Here is a 22,645-nt window from a genome sequence, read left to right as displayed (position 1 = left end):
GACCCCCCCTTACCCCCCCTCCCTTCACCCCGATCGCTTGTTTGGCGGGGGGAGGAGGGGGTTCGGGGTGGGCAGAGGGCGACCGGGGGGGGGTGGTGGAGCGGGGGGCGGAGTTTTGTGGCCCCCCACCCCTCCACGTCAAACGAGAACCGGCCGGCCCGAAGGCCGGCCGGGGAACAGCATCGGGGGAGGGGGTCAGGCGAAGACGGCGAGCGACTTCGCCTTGCCGCCCTTGCTCTCCACGAGCCCGAGCAGCTGCCCGTCCGGCCCGTAGACCGCGACGGCCTTGCCGGGCTCGTACTCGTCCGGCATGTCGATCCGCACGCCGTTCGCCAGCAGCGACGCCCGCCGGGCGTCGAGCTCCCAGCGCGGGAACGCGGCAGCCGCCGCGTCGCCGATCGGCATGACGGTCAGCTCCTCCTGGAGCTGGTCGAGCGTGCGCGCCCGGTCGATCTTGTACGGGCCCACCCGCGTGCGCCGCAGCGCCGTGAGGTGCCCGCCGACGCCGAGGTCGGCGCCGAGGTCCCGCGCGAGCGCGCGGATGTACGTACCGCTGGAGCAGACCACGGAGACGACGAGGTCGACGACCTTGGTGCCGTCCTCGGCCTCCGCCTCCCGCATGTCGTACACCTGGAACGAGGAGATCGTCACCGGGCGGGCCGGGATCTCGAAGTCCTCGCCGTCGCGGGCGCGCTTGTAGGAGCGCACGCCCTTGATCTTGATGGCGCTGACCTTCGACGGGACCTGCATGATCGCGCCGGACAGCTTGGCGATACCGGCGTCCACGCCCTCGCGGGTGACCCCGGAGGCGTCCGTGGACGAGGTGATCTCGCCCTCGGCGTCGTCCGTCAGGGTGTTCTGGCCCAGCCGGATGGTGCCGAGGTACTCCTTCTCCGTGAGCGCGAGGTGGCCGAGGAGCTTGGTGGCCTTCTCGACGCCCAGGACCAGCACGCCCGTCGCCATCGGGTCGAGCGTGCCGGCGTGGCCGACGCGGCGGGTCTTGGCGATCCCGCGCATCTTGGCGACCACGTCGTGCGAAGTGAATCCGGACGGCTTGTCGACGATGATCAGGCCGTCCGGAGTCTTCCCTGCGTTGGTGCTCATTACGCGGATGCGTCCCCGTCTTCGTCAGAGCCGTCGGCGTCGTCGTCGTCCTCGTCGGGCTTCTTGTACGGGTCGGCTTCGCCGGCGTACTTCGCGCCCGAGGAGACCTCGCGCACCTGGGCGTCGGAGGTCCGCGCCTTCTCGAGGAGGTCCTCGATGCTCTTGGCGGTCTCCGGAAGGGCGTCCGCCACGAACGTCAGGGTCGGCGTGAACTTGGTCTGCGCCGCCCGGCCGACCGCGGAGCGCAGTACGCCCTTGGCGCTCTCCAGGCCCGCTGCCGCGCTGACCCGCGCCTCGTCGTCGCCGTACACCGTGTAGAAGACCGTGGCCTCCCGCAGGTCGCCGGTGACCCTGGTGTCCGTGATGGTCACGTGCGTACCGAGGCGGGGGTCCTTGACGCCGCGCTGCAGCTTCTCGGCCACCACCTCCCGGATGAGGTCCGCCAGCTTCTTCGCCCGCGCATTGTCGGCCACTGGTCCGTCTCCTTCTCAAGTCTTGCGGTCAGTCTTCATCACCGTGGAGCCGTCGTCGTACCGACAGCAGCTCCACTTCCGGACGTGCCGCGACCAGCCGCTCGCAGCGGTCCAGTACATCCGAGAGGAACCCCGTGTCCCCACTCACCAGAGCGACCCCTATACGGGCCCTGCGGTGCAGGTCCTGGTCACCCACTTCGGCCGCGCTCACAGAGAACTTGCGCTGGAGCTCGGCCACGATGGGCCGGACGACGGAGCGTTTCTCCTTCAGCGAGTGAACGTCGCCGAGGAGCAGATCGAAGGACAGAGTCCCCACGTACATGCAGTTCCGGATATCCCGCCGGTGCGGGTTCGGTGGCCTGCCGGCCGTCGCGCGGCAGGGTCATCAGAACCGTACACGCAACGGCCGGGGCCGATCGACGGATATTCCGCCGACCGGCCCCGGTGTTACAGCTACCTACGACACGGTGCGAACACCGCCTCGCGCTTACGCGCGGGGCTTCTCGCGCATCTCGTACGTCGCGATGACGTCGTCGATCTTGATGTCGTTGAAGTTACCGAGGTTGATACCGCCCTCGAAGCCTTCGCGGATCTCGGTGACGTCGTCCTTGAAGCGGCGCAGACCAGAGATGGTGAGGCTCTCGGCGATGACCTTGCCATCGCGCAGGAGCCGCGCCTTGGTGTTGCGCTTGACCTCGCCGGACCGGATGAGGACACCGGCGATGTTGCCCAGCTTGGACGAGCGGAAGACCTCGCGGACCTCCGCCGTACCGAGCTCGACCTCTTCGTACTCCGGCTTGAGGAGACCCTTGAGAGCCGCCTCGATCTCCTCGATGGCCTGGTAGATCACCGAGTAGTAGCGGACGTCGACACCCTCGCGCTCCGCCATCTGCGCGGCACGGCCGGCCGCACGGACGTTGTAGCCGATGACGATGGCGTCGGAGCCCATCGCCAGGTTGATGTCGGACTCGGTGACCGCACCCACACCGCGGTGCAGGACGCGGATGTCGACCTCTTCGCCGACGTCGAGCTGGAGCAGCGAGGACTCGAGAGCCTCCACCGCACCGGACGCGTCGCCCTTGATGATGAGGTTGAGTTCCTGGACCAGACCGGCCTTGAGGACCGAGTCGAGGTCTTCCAGGGACACCCGGCGGACGCGCTTGGCGAAGTTGGCGTTGCGCTCACGCGCAGCACGCTTCTCGGCGATCTGACGGGCGGTGCGGTCCTCGTCGACGACGAGGAAGTTGTCGCCGGCGCCGGGGACGTTGGTGAGACCCAGGACCAGGACGGGGGTCGCGGGACCCGCTTCCTCGACGTTGTTGCCCTTGTCGTCGAGCATGGCGCGCACTCGGCCGTAGGCGTCGCCCACGACCATCGTGTCGCCGACGCGGAGGGTACCGCGCTGGACGAGGACGGTGGCAACGGCACCGCGGCCGCGGTCGAGGTGGGACTCGATCGCAATACCCTGAGCGTCCTGCTCCGGGTTGGCGCGCAGGTCGAGCGAGGCGTCGGCGGTGAGGACGACGGCCTCGAGCAGGGAGTCGATGTTCAGACCCTGCTTGGCGGAGATGTCGACGAACATCGTGTCGCCGCCGTACTCCTCGGCGACCAGACCGAACTCGGTGAGCTGACCGCGCACCTTGACCGGGTCGGCACCCTCGACGTCGATCTTGTTGACCGCGACGACGATCGGAACGCCGGCGGCCTGGGCGTGGTTGAGCGCCTCGATCGTCTGCGGCATCACGCCGTCGTTGGCCGCGACCACGAGGATCGCGATGTCGGTCGACTTGGCACCACGGGCACGCATGGCGGTGAACGCCTCGTGACCGGGGGTGTCGATGAAGGTGATCTTGCGCTCTTCACCGTTGACCTCGGTACCGACCTGGTACGCACCGATGTGCTGCGTGATGCCACCGGCCTCGCCCGCAACGACGTTCGTCTTGCGGATGGCGTCGAGCAGTCGGGTCTTACCGTGGTCGACGTGACCCATGACGGTCACGACCGGCGGACGCGGCATGAGGAATTCCTCGCCGCCCTCGTCCTCGCCGAACTCGATGTCGAAGCCCTCGAGGAGCTCGCGGTCCTCTTCCTCCGGGCTGACGATCTGAACGACGTAGTTCATCTCGCCGGCCAGCATTTCGAGGGTCTCGTCGGAGACGGACTGCGTGGCAGTGACCATCTCGCCGAGGTTCATCATCACGGCGACGAGCGACGCCGGGTTGGCGTTGATCTTCTCCGCGAAGTCGGTGAGGGAGGCACCGCGGGACAGGCGAACGGTCTCGCCGTGACCACGCGGCAGCATGATGCCGCCGACCGACGGGGCCTGCATGGCCTCGTATTCCTGGCGACGCTGGCGCTTGGACTTGCGTCCACGACGCGCGGGACCACCGGGACGGCCGAAGGCACCCTGCGTGCCACCACGGGCATTGGGACCACCGGGACGCCCGGCGAAGCCGGGACGGCCGCCGCCACCGGCACCGGCCGGACCGCCGCCGAAGCCGCCACCACCGGGACGGGGACCGCCGAAGCCGCCGCCGCCACCCGGACGCGAGCCCGGACCGGCCGGACGACCGGCGAAGCCGCCGCCCGCGGGACGACCCGCGCCACCGGCACCGCCGGGACGGGGACCACCGGCACCGGGACCACGGCCACCGGGGCCGCCACCGGGACGGGGACCGGGACCACCGGCAGCGGGACGCTGCGGCATCATGCCCGGGTTGGGACGGTTACCACCGGGAGCACCACCGGGACGCGGGGCGCCGCCCTGCGGACGCGGCATGCCGCCCGGGGTCGGACGGCCTGCACCGGCACCCTGCGGACGCGGAGCGCCGCCGGGGCCGCCCTGCGGACGGGGAGCGCCACCCTGGCGGTCACCGGCGCCGGGGGCGCCGGGACGGGGAGCGCCGGCCGGACGGGGCGCCTGCGGGCGCGCCATGCCGGTGGAGCCACCAGAGGTGAACGGGTTGTTGCCCGGACGGGGACCGGCCGGACGGGCGCCCTGCGGACGCGGCGCCGAGGCACCGGGACCTGCGGGACGCTCGGTGCGCGCCGGAGCGGCACCGGCCGGACGCGGGGCGCCGGGACGGGCGCCGGACTGGCCACCCTGGGCCGCCGGACGCTCGGGGCGCTGCTGCGCCGGACGCGGACCGGGGGTCGCGCCGGGACCGGCGGGACGGTCGGTGCGCGCCGGAGCCGCGGCGGCCGGAGCCGCCGGGGGCGCGGAGAACTCGGTCGCCACGGGAGCCGCCGGAGCGGGCTTCGGGGCGGCCGGAGCCTTGGGACCGGGACGCGGACCACCGGGGGCGGCGGTCGGGGTCACCGGGGCGGGCGCTGCGGGGGCCGGAGCCTCTGCGACGACCGGCTTGGGGGCCGGTGCGCCGGGCTTCGGCGCAGCGGATCGTGCGGGACCCGGGGTCGGGGCCCCGGGCTTGGCGGGCGCCGCGCTACGGGGCGCGCCAGGCTTCGCAGGGGCCTTGCCGGCGTTGCCGCCGGGACCCTGCAATGCGTCGGTCAACTTGCGTACGACCGGCGCCTCGATCGTCGAGGACGCCGAACGGACGAACTCACCGAGTTCCTGGAGCTTGGCCATGACGACCTTGCTCTCAACTCCGAACTCCTTGGCGAGTTCGTATACCCGGACCTTAGCCACTTCGCTCCTTTTAGGTCCGGGTTACGCCGGACCGTCTCTACTTCATGCTCGTACTCATCGCGTACTCATCGAGGGGTGCTCATCGCAATCTCGACCTACTTCCAACTCGCGAGGTACCTGACCGCACGGTGATCCGTGCCGTACTACGTGCTTACGGTGTCGCCTCGGCCTCATCGGCCACGGCATTGTGCAGTTCCGCCGTGTCGAACGGTCCTGCGGACTTGAAGGCCCGGGAGAACGCCCTACGGCGGACAGCCTGGTCGAGGCAGACCACGGCGGGGTGCACGTAGGCACCCCGGCCGGGCAGCGTACCGCGAGGATCGGAGACACATTTGTCACCGACCGCCACGATGCGCAGCAGATCGCTCTTGGCCGCTCGCTCCCGACACCCCACACAGGTGCGTTCGGGGCATGCGCGGGCTTGCGTCCGGCCAGACACGCTTAAGTCTACCTCCCCGCACCGACCTCACCCCTTCGGGCGAAAAATCGAACGGATGTTGTCGTGATCACTAGTGCCGGGTCACGCCGCCGAAACCTCGGCGGCGGACGGCCGTGCACGTCGAGCAGGGCTCTTGTCGCCCCTGCCGTTCCTGTGTACCGCCCGGACAGCTCCGGGCGGTAGCGGTTTTATTCCCCGCGGCGCTCGTCGCGACGGTCGTCGCGGCGCTCGTCCCGGCGGTCGTCGCCCCGCTCACCGCGGTCGTCACGGCGCTCGCCGCGGTCGCGGTCATCCCCGTCCGAGGGCTGCTCGGTGTCGGGACGGATGTCGATGCGCCAGCCGGTCAGGCGAGCGGCGAGGCGGGCGTTCTGGCCCTCCTTGCCGATGGCCAGCGACAGCTGGTAGTCGGGCACGGTCACCCGCGCGGACCGGGTGTCCCAGTCCACGACCTCGACCTTGCTCACCCGGGCGGGTGACAGGGCGTTGGCGACCATCTCCGCCGGGTCGTCCGACCAGTCGACGATGTCGATCTTCTCACCGTGCAGCTCGGCCATCACGTTGCGCACGCGGCTGCCCATCGGGCCGATGCAGGCGCCCTTCGGGTTGAGGCCGGAGCGGTTGGCGCGGACGGCGATCTTGGTGCGGTGACCGGCCTCACGGGCGATCGCGCAGATCTCGACGCTGCCGTCGGCGATCTCCGGGACCTCCAGCGAGAACAGCTTCTTCACCAGGTTCGGGTGGGTGCGCGACAGGGTCACGGACGGGCCGCGGACACCCTTCGCCACCCGCACGACGTACGACTTCAGGCGCAGTCCGTGCGTGTACTCCTCGCCGGGGACCTGCTCCTGCACCGGCAGCATGGCCTCCATCTTGCCGATGTCGACGAGGACGTTCTTCGGGTCCTTGCCCTGCTGCACCACGCCGGTGATGACATCACCCTCGCGGCCCAGGAACTCGCCGAAGGTCAGGTCGTCCTCGGCGTCGCGCAGACGCTGGAGGATCACCTGCTTGGCGGTCGTCGCGGCGATGCGGCCGAAGTCCGACGGGGTGTCGTCGAACTCCTTGGCCTCCTGGCCCTCTTCCAGGTCCCTCGGGTCCTCGGTCGCCCACACGATCACGTGACCGTTGGTGCGGTCGAGCACGACGCGTGCGCGCCGGAAGCTTCCCTCGGTGCGGTGGTACGCGATGAGGAGGGCCGACTCGATCGCTTCGACGAGCAGGTCGAAGGAAATCTCCTTCTCCCGAACCAGACCCCGCAGGGCACTCATGTCGATGTCCACGACTACGCCTCCTCTTCCTTCTTGTCCTTGCGGTTGAACTCGATCTCGACACGCGCCTTGGCGATGTCGGTGAATACGATGCGGCGGGCGGTCGCCTTGCGGCCCTTCACGCCCGGGACTTCGAGGTCCATGCCCTCGTCGTCGACGTCGAGGATGCGGGCGATCACTTCCCCGCCGTCCGACGTCTGGAACTTCACGAGCCGGCCGATCGCCCGGATGTAGTGACGGTGCTCGGTCAGCGGGCGGTCAGCGCCCGGCGAGCTCACTTCGAGGACGTACTCGTCCTCACCCATCGCGTCGGTCTCGTCCAGCAGGTCGGAGACCTCGCGGCTCAGCTCGGCGCACGCGTCCAGCTCCACGCCTTCGTCGGAGTCCACGATGATGCGCAGCATCCGGCGCTTGCCCGCCTTGGACGTCTCGATCTCTTCGAGGTCCAGGCCCTTGGCGGCGACGAGCGGCTCCAGCAATGCGCGCAGCCTGTCGCTCTGGGTGGTGCTCATCCGGGTGACTCCTCGGCCGCGTGTGCTGTTGTGGTTTCCGTCGTGCGTCAGGTCAAAGGGTATCCGGTCGCGGGGGGTGTTGCCGTCCGCGCTGTGGACGGGGCCCCGGGTACCGTGATCACACCCTGCCGGCCATCAGCCCGGCCAACACCGAAGGACGTCCCCGTGCCCTCGATCCTGCCGTCGCGAAGAGGCCTGCTCGCCGGTGCCGCGGGCATCGCCGGAGCCGCGCTGCTCAGCGGTTGCTCCGACGACGGGCCGCCCGCCGCGGCCCCCGAGGTTCCACTCGAACGGCGGATGCGTGAGACGGCCGTTCGTGAGAGCGAGCGACTGCTGGAACGTTACGACGCGACGACCGCGGCCCATCCGGCCCTCGCCGCGCGCCTCGCACCGCTGCGCGCCTCGGTCGCGGCCCATACGGCGGCCCTCGCCGACGAGGGGTCCCGGTCCCCGGCGTCGTCGTCCTCGCCTTCCCGGTCCACGGCCCCGGCCTCCTCCGCCTCCGCCTCGTCCCCCTCCTCACCCGTCCCGTCCGGCGCCGCGGCCGCCGCTCCGCCCCCGTCCGCCGCGGCGGTGCCCCCCGCGCCCGCCGACGCGCTGACCGCCCTCGCGGACGCCGAGCGGAGCCTGGCCGAGGCCCGGACGATCTCCCTGGCCGGCGCCCCCGGGGAGCTGGCCCGGATGCTCGCCTCGGTGGCGGCGTGCGGCCACGTGCACGCGTACCTGCTGACCTCGAACCCGGGAGCCTCCTCGTGACCTCCGCCCCCGCTCCCTCCGCCTCCCCCGCCGGCCAGGTCCTGGAGGCGGCGCAGGCCGCCCTCGCCGCCGAGCACGCGGCCGCGTACGGCTACGGCGTGATCGGGGCCCGGGCCGGCGCCGCCCGCTCCGCCGAGGCCCGCGAGGCGTACGGCGGCCACCTCGCGCGCCGTGACGCGCTCGCCCGCACCGTGCGTGAGCTGGGCGGTTCCCCCCGTCCCTCGGAGGCCGCGTACACCCTGCCGTTCATCGTGCGCACGCCCGCCGACGCCGAGCGGCTGGCCGCCGGGATCGAGGACCGGGTGGCGGGCGCGTACTCCGATCTGGTGCGCGCCGCCGAGGGCCAGTTGCGCCGCGAGGCGGCTGACGCGCTCACCGCCGCGGCCGTGCGCGCGGCACGCTGGCGCGGTGGCGGCGTAGCCTTCCCTGGGCTCACGGAACGCGCGGACACACCGCGGACCTAGCGCGCAAGCATGCGCGACGAGCCCGGGCACAGCTGAAAGGGACCACGCACGCATGGCTTTCGAACCGCCGCAGCGGCTCGTACGGGCGCTCGGCGAGCTGCCGGAATCGGCGCACGTCTCGGACTGGCTGGGGCAGCTCCCCCAGCTGGCGGAGGGGGCGCTGGCCCGGCGCGGGGTACACGCCCAGCGGGTCCAGGCCCCCGGCGGCCGCAGCAGCCTGGTCGTCCTCGTCCGGTACGCCGACGGGACCCCGGCCGCGCTGAAGCTGGCCCCGCCGGGGCTCCGGCCCGACCGGGAACTGGCCGCGCTGGCCCACTGGGGCGGCTTCGGGGCGGTACGGGTCCTCGACACGCGCCACCACGAGGAGGACGGGGCGCTGCTGCTGGAGCGGCTGCACCCCGAGGTCTCGCTGCGCTCGCTGCCGGAGGCGAAGGCGCTGCTGGAGGCCTGCGGCACGCTGCGCAGACTGTGGGTGGCCCCGGCGCAGGGGCACGGCTGGGAGACGGTCGCCGAGCGCACCGCCGAGCAGGCCGAGGTGCTCCGCAAGGCTCCCCCGGAGGCTGCGGAGCTGGCCTCGGCGGCGCTGGCGGCCCGCGAGGAGCTGATGGCGGCGCCGGCCGAGGAGCTGCTGCTGCACGGGAACTTCCGGCAGGGCAAGGTCCTCTCCGGCGAGCGCGCCCCGTGGCTGGCGGTGGGCCCGGACCCGATGGTCGGCGAGCGGGCCTACGACCTGGCCCGGCTCGTACGGGACCGGCTGGAGGACCAGATGGCCTCCTCGGCGGGGGCCTCGGGCGCCCGCCGGCGGGTGAACAAGCTGGCCGACGCCCTGGAGGTGGACCGGGACCGGCTGCGGGGCTGGACGCTGTTCCGGGCCGTCGAATCGGGCAACCGGGCGCTGGCCGCCGGCCGGCGGCGGGACGCGGAGCTGCTGCTGGAGTTCGCGGGCTGGTTGTAGGGCATAACACCCCTGTGGGGGGGGACCTGCCCGGCAGGAGGACGCCATGCTCCAGGAACTGCTCACAGCGGGCGCCGTCGCGGGCGTCGGGATCGTGGCCTACCTGGGCGCCGCCGCCCGGGTGGTGAAGCAGTACGAGCGGGGCGTGGTCTTCCGCCTGGGCCGGCTGCGGGGCGGCATCCGGGGGCCCGGCTTCACCTTCGTGGTCCCGGTCGTGGACCGGCTGCGCAAGGTCAACATGCAGATCGTGACGATGCCGGTGCCCGCCCAGGAGGGGATCACCCGGGACAACGTCACGGTGCGGGTGGACGCGGTCGTGTACTTCAAGGTGGTGGACGCGGCCAACGCGATCATCGAGGTCGAGGACTACCGGTTCGCCGTCTCCCAGATGGCGCAGACCTCGCTGCGGTCGATCATCGGCAAGTCCGACCTGGACGATCTGCTGTCCAACCGGGAGCAGCTCAACCAGGGCCTGGAGCTGATGATCGACAGTCCGGCGGTGGGCTGGGGCGTCCAGATCGACCGGGTGGAGATCAAGGACGTGTCCTTGCCCGAGACGATGAAGCGGTCGATGGCGCGGCAGGCGGAGGCCGACCGGGAGCGGCGGGCGCGGATCATCAACGCGGACGCGGAGCTCCAGGCGTCGAGGAAGCTGGCGGAGGCGGCGGAGGTCATGTCGGAGCAGCCTGCGGCGCTTCAGCTGCGCCTGCTCCAGACGGTCGTGGCCGTCGCCGCGGAGAAGAACTCCACCCTGGTCCTCCCGTTCCCGGTGGAACTCCTGCGCTTCCTGGAACGCGCGGCCCCTGCACCTGCGGCGCCTGCCACTGCGGGCCCTCCGCCGGTGGAGCCGCCCCCGGGTACGTCGGCCCCTGCCCCGGTGGTGCCGTCTGCGAGCATCGCGGCGGCCCCTGCCCCGGCAGCGGTGCCGCCGGATGCCGCCGCGGGGCTCGGCCCCGGGGCGCTCGTAGAGCCCTGCCTCGACGGGTCCCCGCCTGCGGAGCCGGACGCGCGCGGGTAGGCGCTGCGCGGAGCCGTCCCCTACCCGCCCTTCCACCGTTCCCCGGGCTCCGCCCGGACCCGGTCCTCAAACGCCGGACGGGCTGAATTCTGCCGCGCAGCGGCAAATCCAGCCCCGCCGGCGTTTGACGCGCAAGGCTACGCGGTGCCGGTCAGCCTGGTCAGGGCCTCTGCCAAGGGGAGTTCCTCGCGGGTGCCGGCGCGGCGGTCCTGGAGCTCGACCACCTCGTCGGCGGACCGGCGGCCCGCCACCAGGATCCACGGGACCCCGATGAGCTCCGCGTCCGTCAGCTTCACCCCGGGTGACAGGCCGGGCCGGTCGTCCAGGAGGACGCGCAGACCCGCCCCGGCCAGGGAATCCGCCGCCGACTCCGCGAGGGCGAGCGGCACCGCCTTGCCCGCCGCCACGACGTGCACGTCGGCCGGGGCGACCGAGGCGGGCCAGCACAGGCCCCGCTCGTCCGCCGTCTGCTCGGCCAGCGCGGCCACCGCGCGGGAGACGCCGATTCCGTAGGAGCCCATCGTGACCCGGACCGGCTTGCCCTCCTTGCCGAGGACGTCGAGCCCGAACGCGTCGGCGTACTTCCGGCCGAGCTGGAAGATGTGCCCGATCTCGATGGCCCGGTCGAGCCGCAGCCCGGCGCCGCAGGAGGGGCAGGGGTCGCCCTCCTCGACGACGACCACGTCCAGGTACCGGTCCACCTCGAAGTCGCGCCCGCAGACCACGTTCCGCGCGTGCGTATCGGGCTTGTTGGCGCCCGTCACCCAGGCGGTGCCCGGCGCGATGCGCGGGTCGGCGAGGTAGGGGACCTTCTCCAGGCCCTGCGGGCCCACGTAGCCGCGTACGAGGTCGGGCCGGCCGGTGAAGTCCTCCGCCGTCACCAGCTCCACGACCGCCGGGGCCAGGTGCTCCCCGAGCTTGCCCAGGTCGACCTCCCGGTCGCCCGGCACGCCGACGGCGGTGATCTCGCCGTCCACCTTCACGAGGAGGTTCTTCAGCGTCGCGGAGGCGGGGACGCCCAGGTGCGCCGCCAGGGTCTCGATGGTGGGGGTGTCGGGGGTCGGGATCTCTTCCAGCGGGCCGTGCTCCCCCGCGACCGGGGTCAGGGCGAAGGTCACCGCCTCCGTGTTGGCCGCGTAGTCGCAGGAGGGGCAGTCCACGAAGGTGTCCTCGCCCGCCTGGGCCGGTGCCAGGAACTCCTCCGACGCCGAGCCGCCCATCGCGCCCGAGACCGCCGACACGACCCGGTGGTCGAGGCCGAGCCGCTCGAAGATGCGTACGTAGGCCTCGCGGTGGAGCCGGTAGGACTCCGCCAGGCCCTCGTCGGACACGTCGAAGGAGTACGAGTCCTTCATCTGGAACTCGCGGCCGCGCAGGACGCCGGAGCGGGGGCGCGCCTCGTCCCGGTACTTGGTCTGGATCTGGTACAGCATGACCGGCAGGTCCTTGTAGGACGTGCACTGGTCCTTGACCACCAGGGTGAAGATCTCCTCGTGGGTGGGGCCGAGCAGGTAGTCCGCGCCCTTGCGGTCCTTGAGCCGGAAGAGCAGGTCGCCGTACTCGGACCAGCGCCCGCTGACCTCGTACGGCTCCTTCGGCAGCAGCGCCGGGAGCAGCACTTCCTGCGCCCCGATCCCGTCCATCTCCTCGCGGACGATGCGCGAGACGTTGTCCAGGACCCGCTTGCCGAGCGGCAGCCAGCTCCACACGCCGGCGGAGCTGCGCCGGACGTAGCCGGCCCGGACCAGGAGGCGGTGGCTGAGGGTTTCCGCGTCGGCGGGGTCCTCGCGGAGGGTCTTGGCCATGAGGCGGGACATGCGCTGCACGTGTTGCGTTGACATGACGGGAGGCTACCGGGGTCCACGGGGGCCACGGAAACGCTTTGAGGGCCATGGGGGCCGGGGCGGGCGGGTCGGGCGGGTCAGGGCCTGCGCAGCGGCAGCGGGGCGCCCATGACGGCGTACGGGAGGCTCGCGCTCGGGAAGAGGACCTGGCGGGCGAGGTCCGTGTAGCCCAGCGAGCGGTAGAGCCCGCGGGCGGGGCTTTCGGTGTCGATCGCGGAGAGGATCGAGCGCTCCTCGGCGGCGGCGTCGGTGATCCGCGTGATGAGGGCGCGGCCGACGCCATTGCCCTGGAACCCGGGGTGCACGTGGAGCTCGGTGATCACGAAGGAGCCGTCGAGCCAGCCCTCGTGGCCGCCGGTGCGCAGGTAGGGCTCGACGATTCCGGACCACCAGTGCATGCGGTCGTTGGGCATGCCGTAGACGAATCCTGCGAGCACCCCGTCGTCGGTGAAGGCGCCGAGCGCGCGGGCGCCGCGGCAGGTCATGTGGCGCTGGACGATGTAGCGCCGGATGCCGACCTCCTCCTCGCTGAGCCCGAAGGCCATGGCCTGCACGCGCAGGGCCTCGTCGACCCGGGCGGCGAGGTCGAGGGGCCCGATGCGCAGTCCGGCGGGCCGGCCGGGGTCGTCTCCCGCGGGGGTTGGCATCATGCGGCGACCTTACTGGCCGACCGCGGCGTCGGACAGGAAGATCGGAGCGGGAAGATCGGAACAGGACGGTCGGATCGGCGCGCACGGGGCGGCGATCCGCTCAGAACAGCACGCTCATGAACGCGCCGACCTCGCGGAAGCCGACCCGGCGGTAGGAGGCGCGCGCGGCGGTGTTGAAGTCGTTGACGTACAGGCTGACCACGGGGGCCACGTCCCGCAGCGCGTACGCGACGACGGCGGCCATCCCGGTCTCGGAGTGCCCGCGGCCGCGGAACTCGGGGGCCACCCAGACGCCCTGGATCTGGCAGGCGCGGGAGGTCGCGGCGCCGATCTCGGCCTTGAAGACGACCTTGCCGTCCTGGACGCGGGCGAAGGAACGGCCGCTTGCGACCAGCTCGGCGACCCGGGCCTGGTAGAGCAGGCCGCCGTCGCCGGTCATCGGGGAGATGCCGACCTCTTCGGTGAACATGGCCACGCAGGCGGGCATGATCAGGTCCATCTCGTCCTTGCGGATCCGCCGGACCCGGGGATCGGCGGACACCGCGGTGGACGGCTGCTCCATGACCATGAGCGGCTGGCAGGAGCGGACGTCGCGGGCCGGGCCCCAGCTGGGCTCCAGGAGCTGCCAGAGCAGGCCGGTGGCCTCGGCGGGGCCGACGATGGAGGAGCAGCGGCGGCCGGTGCGCCGGGCGCGGTCGGCGAAGGCCCGTACCGCGTCGGGTTCGGCGCAGACGGGCACCAGGTTGGCGCCGGCGTAGCAGAGGGAGCGGAGCTCGCCGTCGGCGTACCAGCCCCACATCTCGCCGCCCAGGCGCCACGGGTCGAGCCCGGCGATCTGGACCCGGGAGGTGACGAAGGCGTTCTGGACCGGCTCACGGCCGAGGATCTCGAGCGCGGCGTCGAGATCACTGGGCTCGAGGACCCGGGTGGTGGTCTGCGTCAACACTGGGGCCTCACCATGCAAGTCTGCTGATCTCCGCACTGTACCCGGAGCGGCTCCGAGATGCCCCCGAGGCCCCTCGGGGCGGCCTCCGGGGCGCGGACGGCCCGGAGGCCGGCATGCCGACGGGCCCGGAGCCGCACCTGCGGCTCCGGGCCCGTCACCTGCTGCGGGAAGCTAGACGCCGATGGCGACCGTCGGCTCGCCCGACATCACGCCGTCCTTCTCCATCTGCTCGGCGATCTTCATCGCCTCTTCGATGAGGGTCTCGACGATCTTCGACTCGGGGACCGTCTTGATGACCTCGCCCTTGACGAAGATCTGGCCCTTGCCGTTGCCGGAGGCGACGCCCAGGTCGGCCTCACGGGCCTCGCCGGGGCCGTTGACGACGCAGCCCATGACCGCGACGCGCAGCGGGACCTCCATGCCCTCCAGGCCCGCCGTGACCTCCTCGGCCAGCTTGTAGACGTCCACCTGCGCACGCCCGCAGGACGGGCAGGAGACGATCTCCAGGCGGCGCGGCTTGAGGTTCAGCGACTCCAGGATCTGGATGCCGACCTTGATCTCCTCCACCGGCGGGGCCGACAGCGAGACGCGGATCGTGTCGCCGATGCCCTCGGAGAGCAGCGCGCCGAAGGCGACTGCGGACTTGATCGTGCCCTGGAACGCCGGTCCGGCCTCGGTGACGCCGAGGTGCAGCGGGTAGGTGCACTGGGCGGCCAGCTGGCGGTAGGCGTTGACCATGACCACCGGGTCGTTGTGCTTGACCGAGATCTTGATGTCGCTGAAGCCGTGCTCCTCGAAGAGGGAGGCCTCCCACAGTGCGGACTCAACCAGCGCCTCGGGCGTGGCCTTGCCGTACTTCTTCAGCAGCCGCGCGTCGAGCGAGCCTGCGTTGACGCCGATCCGGATCGGGGTACCGGCGTCCTTGGCGGCGCGCGCGATCTCCTTGACCTTGTCGTCGAACTGCTTGATGTTGCCGGGGTTCACGCGGACGGCGGCGCAGCCGGCGTCGATCGCGGCGAACACGTACTTCGGCTGGAAGTGGATGTCTGCGATGACCGGGATGTTCGACTTCTTCGCGATCACGGCGAGCGCGTCGGCGTCGTCCTGCGTCGGGCATGCCACGCGGACGATGTCGCAGCCGGAAGCGGTCAGCTCGGCGATCTGCTGGAGCGTGGCCCCGATGTCGGAGGTCCTGGTGGTGGTCATCGACTGCACGGAGATCTGCGCGTCGCCGCCGACGGCCACCGAGCCGACCTGGATCTTTCGGCTGACCCTGCGGTCGGCGAGCTTCGTCGGCACGGCCGGCATTCCGAGAGAGATGGCAGTCATCTGCTGTGCAACCCCAAGGTGTGGATATAGGTGCCGGGATCGGCGGGCCCCAGCGTCCGAGATTACGCCAACCGGCACGGCTCCCGCGCATCGCAGGGGGTGTGCCACCCGAACGTAGGGAGCCGGGCACGATGCGTGCCCGGCTCCGGTCCGCATGCTGTACGGGTGTCCCGTACGACGATCCGACGAGCTTTCGATCAGGTGATTTTGATGGGGTTGACCACATCCGCGGCCAGCACCAGCAAGGTGAAGCAGAGGAAGACCCCGGCCACCACGTACGCCGCGGGCATCAGCCTCGCCACGTCGAACGGGCCCGGGTCGGCGCGCCGGAAGACCCGGGCGAAGGCCCGCCGCACCGACTCCCACAGGGCGCCCGCGATGTGCCCGCCGTCCAGGGGCAGCAGGGGCAGCATGTTGAACAGGAAGAGGGAGAGGTTGAACATGCCCAGCACGTTCAGCATGATCGACACCCGCTGCTCGCTCGGAATGTCCAGCGTGGCGATCTCCCCGTTGATCCGGGCCGCGCCGACGATGCCCATCGGGGAGTCGGCCTCGCGCTCGGCTCCGTTGAAGACCGAGTTCCACAGGGCCGGGATCTTGCTCGGAAGCTCGGCCAGGCCCTGCACGCTGCTCTGGACGACCTCGCCGACCCGGTCCGCGGACTGGGTGAAGGTGAGCGGGGCGATCACGGACTTCGGGCCGACGCCGAGATAGCCGGCCGAGACGTACTCGCCCTTGACGTAGCCGCCGTGGCCGTCGGTCTTGCCCACCCGGTTCTCCACGAGGCTCGCCTGGAGGGTGACCTTCTGCCCGTCGCGCAGGACGGTGAGGGTGGCGGGTCCGATGGTGTCGCGGATGTTCTTCTGCAGGGTGGCCCAGTCCTCGATCGGCTTGCCCTGGAAGCCCACGATCTTGTCGCCGACCTGGAGGCCGGCGGCCTTGCCCGGGGCCGCCGGGTCTCCGGCCCGGCAGGTGTCGCGGTTCTCGCTCTGCTTGATGACGCAATCGGTGACGGTCTGGACCTGGGTGGTCGTCTGCTGCACCCCGAAGGTCATCCACACGCCGAAGAAGATCGCCATCGCCAGGACCAGGTTCATGAACGGGCCCGCGAACATCACGATCACGCGCTTCCACGGCTTGCGCGTGTAGAAGAGCCGCGATTCGTCGCCCGGCTGCAGTTCCTCGTACGCCGCCGAGCGCGCGTCCTCGATCATCGAGCGGAACGGCGACGTGGAGCGGGCGGTGATCTTGCCGTCCTCGCCCGGCGGGAACATCCCGATCATGCGGATGTAGCCGCCCATCGGGATGGCCTTGAGCCCGTACTCCGTGTCGCCCTTCTTGCGCGACCAGATGGTCCGGCCGAAGCCGACCATGTACTGGGGCACGCGGATGCCGAAGAGCTTGGCCGTGGAGAGGTGGCCGAGCTCGTGCCAGGCGATCGAGAAGAGCAGCCCGACGACGAATACGAGCACGCCGATCAGGGTCAGCAGTACGGTCATGCGCGCGCCTCCACGGCGGCCCGCGCCGCCATCTCCTGTGCCCGGGCCCTGGCCCAGGTCTCCGCTTCAAGGACGTCCGCGACCGTGAGAAGAGTTCCCCTGGCCGGGGTCCCGTGCTCATCGACCACGGCAGAGACCGTATCCATGATTGCTGTGAACGGGAGCCGACCGGCCAGGAAGGCCTCTACGCACTCCTCGTTCGCCGCATTGAACACGGCGGGCGCGGTACCGCCCAGGGCGCCGACGTGCCGGGCCAGGCCCACCGCCGGGAAGGCCTCCGTGTCCAGCGGGAAGAACTCCCAGGTGGACGCCTTGGTCCAGTCGAAGGCGGTGGACGCGTCCGGGACCCGCTGGGGCCAGCCGAGGCCGATCGCGATCGGGCCGCGCATGTCCGGCGGAGTGGCCTGGGCCAGCGTGGAGCCGTCCGTGAACTCCACCATGGAGTGCACGTACGACTGCGGGTGGACCACGACCTCGATCCGCTCGAAGGGGATGTCGTAGAGCAGGTGCGCCTCGATGACCTCGAGGCCCTTGTTGACCAGGGTCGCCGAGTTCACGGTGATCACCGGGCCCATCGCCCAGGTCGGGTGGGCCAGTGCGTCCTGCACCGTGACCGAGGCCAGCTCGGCGCGGGTGCGGCCGCGGAAGGGCCCGCCGGAGGCGGTGACCACGAGTTTGCGCACCTCGGCGCGGGTGCCGGCGGCGAGGGCCTGGAAGAGCGCCGCGTGCTCGGAGTCGACCGGGATGATCTGGCCCGGCTTCGCCAGGGCCTTCACCAGCGGGCCGCCGACGATCAGCGACTCCTTGTTGGCGAGGGCCAGCGTCCGCCCGGCCTTCAGCGCGGCGAGGGTGGGCGCGAGGCCGATGGAACCGGTGATGCCGTTGAGCACGGTGTGGCACTCGGAGGCGGCCAGCTCGGTCGCCGCGTCCGGTCCGGCGAGGATCTCGGGCAGCGGTTCGCCGGCGCCGTACTCGGCGTCCAGCGCCTCCTTGAGGGCCGGTACGACGTCTTCGCGCGCGACGGCCACGGTCTTCACGCGCAGCAGCCGGGCCTGCTCGGCCAGCAGCGCGACCCGGCCGCCGGCGGCGGACAGGGCCGTGACCCGGAACCGGTCCGGGTTGCGCAGGGCGAGGTCGATGGCCTGGGTCCCGATGGACCCGGTGGAGCCGAGGATGACGATGTCCCGACGGCCGGCCGCGGGGTCGAAGAGGAGGTGCGGATCGGCGAGGGGGGATGGGCGGTCGCTCATGGACCCATTGTTGCCGCAACTCAGGGGCGCCCGGACACTGAGCCCCCTTCCGTGACCCGAAGGAGAAGGTGCGGGAGCGTCCCGGCGAAGTCCGGGAGGGTACTGGCCACCCGCCACCAGGCGTCCGGATCGGAGCCGAGGGCCAGCGCGAACAGCCGGTCGGCCTCGGACCGTGCGGCGAGCACCGGGGCGGCCGGTTCGTGACGGTCGGGGTGGTCCACCTCACCCAGCCAGTGGTCCTCGTCCAGGGCCCAGCAGGCGGGCGCCTTGTGCCGGATCACGTCCTCGCCGGTGAGCAGCCCCCGGGCGAGGCAGTCGCGCACCCACCGGATGTCCTCCTGCACGGACTCCATGGGCACCGCGAGGCTGGCCAGGGCCAGTTCGCGGTCCACGCCCGCGACGGGCTCGGCGGCCCGGGGCGCCACGGAGCGCACCGCCTCGGCGAGCCCGGGGACCGGTGCTCCGTCGGCGGGCTCCGCCAGGGTGCCGCGAACGATCCGGGCCACCAGCACCGGCAGGGTGCCCGGGAAGCCGGGGGCGTGGCGCAGCAGCTCCGACCAGAGCCGGGGGTCGTCGCGCAGGGGGCGCAGCGCCCGGGCGACGGCGGTGCGCATCCCCGTCCGCTCGGGCAGGGTCCAGCGCAGGCCGCTGGACCGGGTCAGGCCGGCGAGGAGCAGGGTGCGGTGCGCGGGGGCCACGTGGGCGACGAGCTCCTCGTGCGTGACCCGGCCCATCCGCACGGCGCGGACGGCGGGCCGGTACCAGAAGCGCTCGTCCGGCGCCGCGGAGGCGAGCAGGCCGTGGACGGCGTCCCGGGACAGGTCCAGGGCGAGCAGCAGGGCTTCGACGGAGCCGGCCGGCAGGGGCAGGCGGAGGTGTTCGGCGAGCAGCGGCTCCGGGTCCGGGTCGTGGCGGAGCGCCAGGACGTCCAGCGCGACCCGTGGCCGGCGGCCGTGCCGGCGCAGCAGGCCGATGAGCTCGGCCGCGGTGAGCGGCTCCTCGCCGGGGTCCCGGCCGAGCTCGGCGCGGAGCACCGGCAGGAGTTCGGGCGGGGTCCGGCGGCGGGCGTACCGGGCGGGCCCGGGCAGGCCGGGCAGCGGGCGGCCCACGACGCGGGGGTTGCGGGCGACGTAGCTGCGGGCGGCCTCGCTTCCGTGGCGGAGCAGCAGGGTGACGGTCGAGGCCGCCAGCCATTCGTCCCGGCACAGGTACTTGAAGGCGGGCTCGTCGAGCCGGCCGATCATGTCGGTGACGACGTGGTCCGGTGCGTGGCGCAGGACGTGCGCCACGCACCAGGCCAGCCGTCGGCTGGTGCGGTCTTCCTCGGCCGTCGGCATCGTTCTCGTCCGCCTCGCGCTGTGCTGGTGGGGGTACCCGTACCCGTACCGGTACCCCTACTCATCCTCGTACATCTGTCCGATGTCCGGCGATGATTTCAGGTCAGCGCAGTGGCCGGTGGACGTTTTCGCGGGTGGAGGGGCCGGGGGTGGCGTCGGCGATCCACGGGCCGTCGCCGGAAGGGTCCAGGACTCCCTCCTCCAGCCAGGTGTAGGTGCCGTTCAGGACCCCGGCGACCACCTTGCGGTCCAGGTCGTCGGTGTTGTCCCAGAGCCGCCCGAAGAGCTCCTCCACCCGGAGCCGGGACTGCCGGCAGAAGGCGTCGGCCAGCTGGTAGGCCTCGCGGCCGTGCTCTCCGCAGGCCCGCAGGTGCTCGGCGCGCACGCAGGCCGCGCTCATCGCGAAGAGCTCGGCGCCGATGTCGACGATCCGGCCGAGGAACCCCTGCTTGGTCTCCATCCGGCCCTGCCAGCGGGACATGGCGTAGAAGGTCGACCGGGCGAGTTTGCGCGACCCGCGCTCGACGTAGCGCAGATGGGTGGCGAGGTCGGGGTGGCCGCTCGGGTGGAAGGCCCGGTAGGTCCCGGGGACCTGTCCGGCGCCGGTGGCGAGCTGCGGCAGCCAGCGGGCGTAGAACCCGGCGGCGCGGGCGCCCGCCTTCGCCTTGTCGCCCAGGGCCTTCTCCGGGTCGATGAGGTCGCCGGCCACCGACAGGTGGGCGTCCACGGCCTCGCGGGCGATCAGCAGGTGCATGATCTCCGTGGATCCCTCGAAGATCCGGTTGATGCGCAGGTCGCGGAGCATCTGCTCGGCCGGCACGGCCCGCTCGCCGCGGGCGGCGAGGGACTCGGCGGTCTCGAAGCCGCGCCCGCCGCGGATCTGGACCAGCTCGTCGGCCATCAGGCAGGCCATCTCGGAGCCGTAGAGCTTGGCGAGGGCGGCCTCGATGCGGATGTCGTTGCGGTCCTCGTCGGCCATCTGGGAGGCCAGGTCGACCACGGCCTCCAGGGCGAAGGTGGTGGCCGCGATGAAGGAGATCTTGGCGCCGACGGCCTCGTGCAGGCCGACCGGCCGTCCCCACTGCTCGCGTACGCCGGACCATTCGCGGGCGATCTTCAGGCACCACTTCCCCGCGCCCACGCACATGGCGGGCAGCGACAGCCGGCCGGTGTTCAGCGTGGTCAGCGCGATCTTCAGGCCGGCGCCCTCGGCGCCGATGCGCTGGGCCGCGGGGACCCTGACCCGGTGGAAGCGGGTGACGCCGTTCTCCAGGCCGCGCAGGCCCATGAAGGCGTTGCGGTGCTCGACGGTGATGCCCGGCGAGTCGGCCTCGACGACGAAGGCGGTGATCCCGCCGCGGTGGTTCTCGCTCTTGGGGACCCGGGCCATGACGACGAGCAGGTCGGCGACGACCCCGTTGGTGGTCCAGAGCTTCACGCCGTCCAGGACGTACGCGTCCTCCCCGTCCGGGACCGCCGTGGTGGCCAGCCGCGCCGGGTCGGAGCCGACGTCCGGCTCGGTGAGGAGGAAGGCGCTGATGGCGGTGGTCGCGCAGCGCGGCAGGTAGGTGTCCTTCTGCTCCTGGGTGCCGAACATCTTCAGCGGCTGCGGTACGCCGATCGACTGGTGGGCGGAGAGCAGGGCGCCGATGGCCGGGCTGACGGAGCCTACGAGGGCGAGCGCCTTGTTGTAGTAGACCTGGGTGAGGCCGAGGCCCCCGTACTTCGGGTCGATCTTCATGCCGAGCGCGCCGAGCTCCTTGAGCCCGCGCACGGTCTCGTCGGGGATCTTCGCCTCGCGCTCGATGCGCGCCCCGTCGATGGAGGTCTCGCAGAACTCCCGCAGCCTGGCCAGGAAGGCCTCCCCGCGCCGGACGTCCTCCTCGGCGGGGAGCGGGTGGGGGTGGATCAGGTCGAGCCGGAACCGCCCGAGGAACAGCTCCTTGGCGAAGCTCGGCCGCTGCCAGTTCTGTTCCCGGGCCGCTTCCGCGACCTGCCGTGCCTCGCGCTCGGTCACCTTGGGCTGTGCGGGCCGTACGGGCCGTGCGGGCTGGGTCTCGCTGTCGCCGGGCTGTGTTGCGGACATGAGGGGGCTCACCTCGCCGCCGAGAGAGGGGGTGCTTACCGGTGGGTGCTACCAGTGAGTCGTACCCGTTTCGGGCGGCGGGGAAGCGGCGGTAAAAGGGGGACGTCCGGAGCATCCCCCCATCGGCGCACGCGGCCGCGGGCTCAGGCGCGCTCAGGCGCCGGGACGGGCCGCGGCCAGGCGGGCGACCTGCTCCGCGTGCGGGACGAGGTAGAAGTGGCCGCCCTCGAAGACGTGCGAGGCGAAGGCGCCCGTGGTGACCGTCGACCATGCCCGGGCGCCGAGCGGGGTGACGCGGGGGTCGCTGTCACCCGTGAGGGCCACGACGTCCGCGCGCAGCAGCGGAGCGTCCTCGCGGCGGCGGTAGGTGTCGATCAGGCGGAAGTCGTTGCGGATGACCGGCAGGAACAGTTCGCGCAGTTCCGGGTTGTTCCAGACCTCCACGTGGGGACCGCCCAGGTCGGTGACGGCCGCGATCAGCTCTTCGTCGGTGCGCGGCGGGAGCACGGCAGTGGGCGCCGGGAGTCCGCGGCCCGAGACGCACAGGCGCGTGACGTGGTCCGCCCCGGCGGCTTCGAGGCGCAGGAGGCTCTCGTACGCCACGGCCGCGCCCATGCTGTGGCCGAGGAGCACCGTGGGCACGGGAGTCTCGGCCAGGAGTTCCGCGGCGACCTGCGGTGCCAGCGCGTCCATCGTCGGGATCAGCGCCTCGCCCATGCGGGTTTCGCGTCCCGGGTACCGCACCGCCACGACTTCGACCGAAGGATCCAGGTGCCGGGGCCAGTCGCGGAAGAAGCCCGCACCGCCTCCCGCGTGCGGGAAGCACACCAGGCGCAGGGCGGGCTCTGCAACGGGACGGTGGCGGACCAGGTAGGACACGTGCGACTCGATTCGTCGGCCGGGATCGTCTCGCCCGGCGGCGTGGAGCCGCGCATCCGGGCGCTCACGACCCTGCCACACGGCGTCCGCGGCCTGCGGGGCCGGGGGGCGGGGGCTCCGGGGGCCGGGGGGGGGGGGGGGGGAGGGGCCCCGAAAACCCACGCCCCCAGGGAAAAAAAGAAAAGAA

Annotated in this window: 20 protein-coding genes; 4 read left to right on the top strand and 16 right to left on the bottom strand. The window is 72.1% G+C overall.

Annotation, left to right across the window (positions count from 1 at the left end; genetic code table 11):
• Positions 1 to 195 precede the first annotated feature (195 nt).
• The 7 genes from truB to rimP all read right to left on the bottom strand — a co-directional run bounded on the left by truB (position 196) and on the right by rimP (position 7,445).
• Positions 196 to 1,104, bottom strand: a complete 909-nt coding sequence (truB, locus tag ACFWBW_RS11115) for a tRNA pseudouridine(55) synthase TruB (RefSeq protein ID WP_385370506.1) — start codon at positions 1,102 to 1,104, stop codon at positions 196 to 198.
• Complete coding sequence (gene rbfA, locus ACFWBW_RS11110; protein ID WP_385370505.1) at positions 1,104 to 1,577, bottom strand: 30S ribosome-binding factor RbfA; 474 nt, start codon at positions 1,575 to 1,577, stop codon at positions 1,104 to 1,106. Before rbfA ends, truB begins: the two co-directional genes overlap by 1 nt.
• A 28-nt stretch (positions 1,578 to 1,605) precedes the next feature.
• Entirely contained in the window at positions 1,606 to 1,899 is a 294-nt protein-coding gene (locus ACFWBW_RS11105; protein WP_030161467.1) for a DUF503 domain-containing protein, read from the bottom strand.
• Positions 1,900 to 2,064: 165 nt separating this feature from the next.
• The gene (infB, locus tag ACFWBW_RS11100; RefSeq protein ID WP_385370503.1) at positions 2,065 to 5,226 is read right to left on the bottom strand and encodes a translation initiation factor IF-2; all 3,162 of its coding nucleotides are present in this window, start codon (positions 5,224 to 5,226) and stop codon (positions 2,065 to 2,067) included.
• Between the two features lie 151 nt (positions 5,227 to 5,377).
• Complete coding sequence (locus ACFWBW_RS11095) at positions 5,378 to 5,665, bottom strand: YlxR family protein (protein WP_266881406.1); 288 nt, start codon at positions 5,663 to 5,665, stop codon at positions 5,378 to 5,380.
• A 188-nt stretch (positions 5,666 to 5,853) separates the two neighbouring features.
• Entirely contained in the window at positions 5,854 to 6,945 is a 1,092-nt protein-coding gene (gene nusA / locus ACFWBW_RS11090) for a transcription termination factor NusA (RefSeq protein WP_385370501.1), read from the bottom strand.
• A 2-nt stretch (positions 6,946 to 6,947) separates the two neighbouring features.
• On the bottom strand, positions 6,948 to 7,445 hold the full coding sequence (rimP, locus tag ACFWBW_RS11085; RefSeq protein ID WP_266904030.1) for a ribosome maturation factor RimP: 498 nt from the start codon (positions 7,443 to 7,445) through the stop codon (positions 6,948 to 6,950).
• 165 nt (positions 7,446 to 7,610) lie between these two features.
• Between rimP and ACFWBW_RS11080 the strand changes: the two genes are divergently transcribed.
• Genes ACFWBW_RS11080 through ACFWBW_RS11065 form a run of 4 tightly spaced genes read left to right on the top strand, consistent with a single transcriptional unit; the run spans position 7,611 to position 10,638 of the window.
• Positions 7,611 to 8,201 carry a hypothetical protein gene (locus ACFWBW_RS11080; protein WP_385370499.1) on the top strand — a complete coding sequence of 197 codons (591 nt, stop codon included), beginning with the start codon at positions 7,611 to 7,613 and terminating at the stop codon, positions 8,199 to 8,201.
• Positions 8,198 to 8,665, top strand: coding sequence for a ferritin-like domain-containing protein (locus ACFWBW_RS11075; RefSeq protein ID WP_385370497.1), 468 nt, complete (start codon positions 8,198 to 8,200; stop codon positions 8,663 to 8,665). Before ACFWBW_RS11080 ends, ACFWBW_RS11075 begins: the two co-directional genes overlap by 4 nt.
• A 52-nt stretch (positions 8,666 to 8,717) precedes the next feature.
• The gene (locus ACFWBW_RS11070) at positions 8,718 to 9,620 is read left to right on the top strand and encodes an aminoglycoside phosphotransferase family protein (RefSeq protein ID WP_385370495.1); all 903 of its coding nucleotides are present in this window, start codon (positions 8,718 to 8,720) and stop codon (positions 9,618 to 9,620) included.
• A gap of 46 nt (positions 9,621 to 9,666) precedes the next feature.
• A complete protein-coding gene (locus ACFWBW_RS11065) occupies positions 9,667 to 10,638 on the top strand; it encodes a slipin family protein (RefSeq protein WP_385370493.1) in 972 nt (323 codons plus the stop codon).
• A 137-nt stretch (positions 10,639 to 10,775) separates the two neighbouring features.
• Here the strand turns inward: ACFWBW_RS11065 and ACFWBW_RS11060 are convergent, their stop codons facing one another.
• From ACFWBW_RS11060 to ACFWBW_RS11020, 9 genes are all read right to left on the bottom strand, one after another.
• Positions 10,776 to 12,479, bottom strand: a complete 1,704-nt coding sequence (locus tag ACFWBW_RS11060) for a proline--tRNA ligase (RefSeq protein WP_385370491.1) — start codon at positions 12,477 to 12,479, stop codon at positions 10,776 to 10,778.
• Between the two features lie 80 nt (positions 12,480 to 12,559).
• Positions 12,560 to 13,129, bottom strand: coding sequence for a GNAT family N-acetyltransferase (locus ACFWBW_RS11055; protein WP_385370552.1), 570 nt, complete (start codon positions 13,127 to 13,129; stop codon positions 12,560 to 12,562).
• Positions 13,130 to 13,232: 103 nt separating this feature from the next.
• Positions 13,233 to 14,078, bottom strand: a complete 846-nt coding sequence (locus tag ACFWBW_RS11050) for a GNAT family N-acetyltransferase (RefSeq protein ID WP_385370489.1) — start codon at positions 14,076 to 14,078, stop codon at positions 13,233 to 13,235.
• Between the two features lie 171 nt (positions 14,079 to 14,249).
• Entirely contained in the window at positions 14,250 to 15,407 is a 1,158-nt protein-coding gene (gene ispG, locus ACFWBW_RS11045; RefSeq protein WP_243337575.1) for a flavodoxin-dependent (E)-4-hydroxy-3-methylbut-2-enyl-diphosphate synthase, read from the bottom strand.
• Positions 15,408 to 15,604: 197 nt separating this feature from the next.
• Positions 15,605 to 16,906: a M50 family metallopeptidase gene (locus tag ACFWBW_RS11040; protein ID WP_385370487.1), complete on the bottom strand. Its 1,302-nt coding sequence runs from the start codon at positions 16,904 to 16,906 to the stop codon at positions 15,605 to 15,607.
• Positions 16,903 to 18,156, bottom strand: a complete 1,254-nt coding sequence (gene dxr, locus ACFWBW_RS11035) for a 1-deoxy-D-xylulose-5-phosphate reductoisomerase (protein WP_385370486.1) — start codon at positions 18,154 to 18,156, stop codon at positions 16,903 to 16,905. The genes ACFWBW_RS11040 and dxr overlap by 4 nt, the downstream gene beginning before the upstream one ends.
• Before the next feature lie 20 nt (positions 18,157 to 18,176).
• Positions 18,177 to 19,493, bottom strand: a complete 1,317-nt coding sequence (locus tag ACFWBW_RS11030) for a hypothetical protein (protein WP_385370485.1) — start codon at positions 19,491 to 19,493, stop codon at positions 18,177 to 18,179.
• Positions 19,494 to 19,596: 103 nt separating this feature from the next.
• Complete coding sequence (locus tag ACFWBW_RS11025) at positions 19,597 to 21,579, bottom strand: acyl-CoA dehydrogenase family protein (RefSeq protein WP_385370483.1); 1,983 nt, start codon at positions 21,577 to 21,579, stop codon at positions 19,597 to 19,599.
• A gap of 153 nt (positions 21,580 to 21,732) precedes the next feature.
• Complete coding sequence (locus ACFWBW_RS11020) at positions 21,733 to 22,458, bottom strand: thioesterase II family protein (RefSeq protein WP_385370481.1); 726 nt, start codon at positions 22,456 to 22,458, stop codon at positions 21,733 to 21,735.
• Between the last annotated feature and the right edge of the window lie 187 nt (positions 22,459 to 22,645).

The organism is Streptomyces sp. NPDC059957, assembly GCF_042730015.1.
Taxonomy (GTDB): Bacteria; Actinomycetota; Actinomycetes; order Streptomycetales; family Streptomycetaceae; genus Streptomyces.
This window is presented reverse-complemented; position numbering and strand designations above follow the sequence as displayed.

What these genes read in the sequence shown, in the direction of transcription:
- truB (WP_385370506.1), bottom strand. Translation starts at nt 1,104, where the DNA reads ATGAGCACCAACGCAGGGAAGACTCCGGACGGCCTGATCATCGTCGAC.
- ACFWBW_RS11105 (WP_030161467.1), bottom strand. Translation starts at nt 1,899, where the DNA reads ATGTACGTGGGGACTCTGTCCTTCGATCTGCTCCTCGGCGACGTTCAC.
- rimP (WP_266904030.1), bottom strand. Translation starts at nt 7,445, where the DNA reads ATGAGCACCACCCAGAGCGACAGGCTGCGCGCATTGCTGGAGCCGCTC.
- ACFWBW_RS11070 (WP_385370495.1), top strand. Translation starts at nt 8,718, where the DNA reads ATGGCTTTCGAACCGCCGCAGCGGCTCGTACGGGCGCTCGGCGAGCTG.
- ACFWBW_RS11065 (WP_385370493.1), top strand. Translation starts at nt 9,667, where the DNA reads ATGCTCCAGGAACTGCTCACAGCGGGCGCCGTCGCGGGCGTCGGGATC.
- ACFWBW_RS11060 (WP_385370491.1), bottom strand. Translation starts at nt 12,479, where the DNA reads ATGTCAACGCAACACGTGCAGCGCATGTCCCGCCTCATGGCCAAGACC.
- ACFWBW_RS11055 (WP_385370552.1), bottom strand. Translation starts at nt 13,129, where the DNA reads ATGCCAACCCCCGCGGGAGACGACCCCGGCCGGCCCGCCGGACTGCGC.
- ispG (WP_243337575.1), bottom strand. Translation starts at nt 15,407, where the DNA reads ATGACTGCCATCTCTCTCGGAATGCCGGCCGTGCCGACGAAGCTCGCC.
- ACFWBW_RS11040 (WP_385370487.1), bottom strand. Translation starts at nt 16,906, where the DNA reads ATGACCGTACTGCTGACCCTGATCGGCGTGCTCGTATTCGTCGTCGGG.
- dxr (WP_385370486.1), bottom strand. Translation starts at nt 18,156, where the DNA reads ATGAGCGACCGCCCATCCCCCCTCGCCGATCCGCACCTCCTCTTCGAC.
- ACFWBW_RS11030 (WP_385370485.1), bottom strand. Translation starts at nt 19,493, where the DNA reads ATGCCGACGGCCGAGGAAGACCGCACCAGCCGACGGCTGGCCTGGTGC.
- ACFWBW_RS11025 (WP_385370483.1), bottom strand. Translation starts at nt 21,579, where the DNA reads ATGTCCGCAACACAGCCCGGCGACAGCGAGACCCAGCCCGCACGGCCC.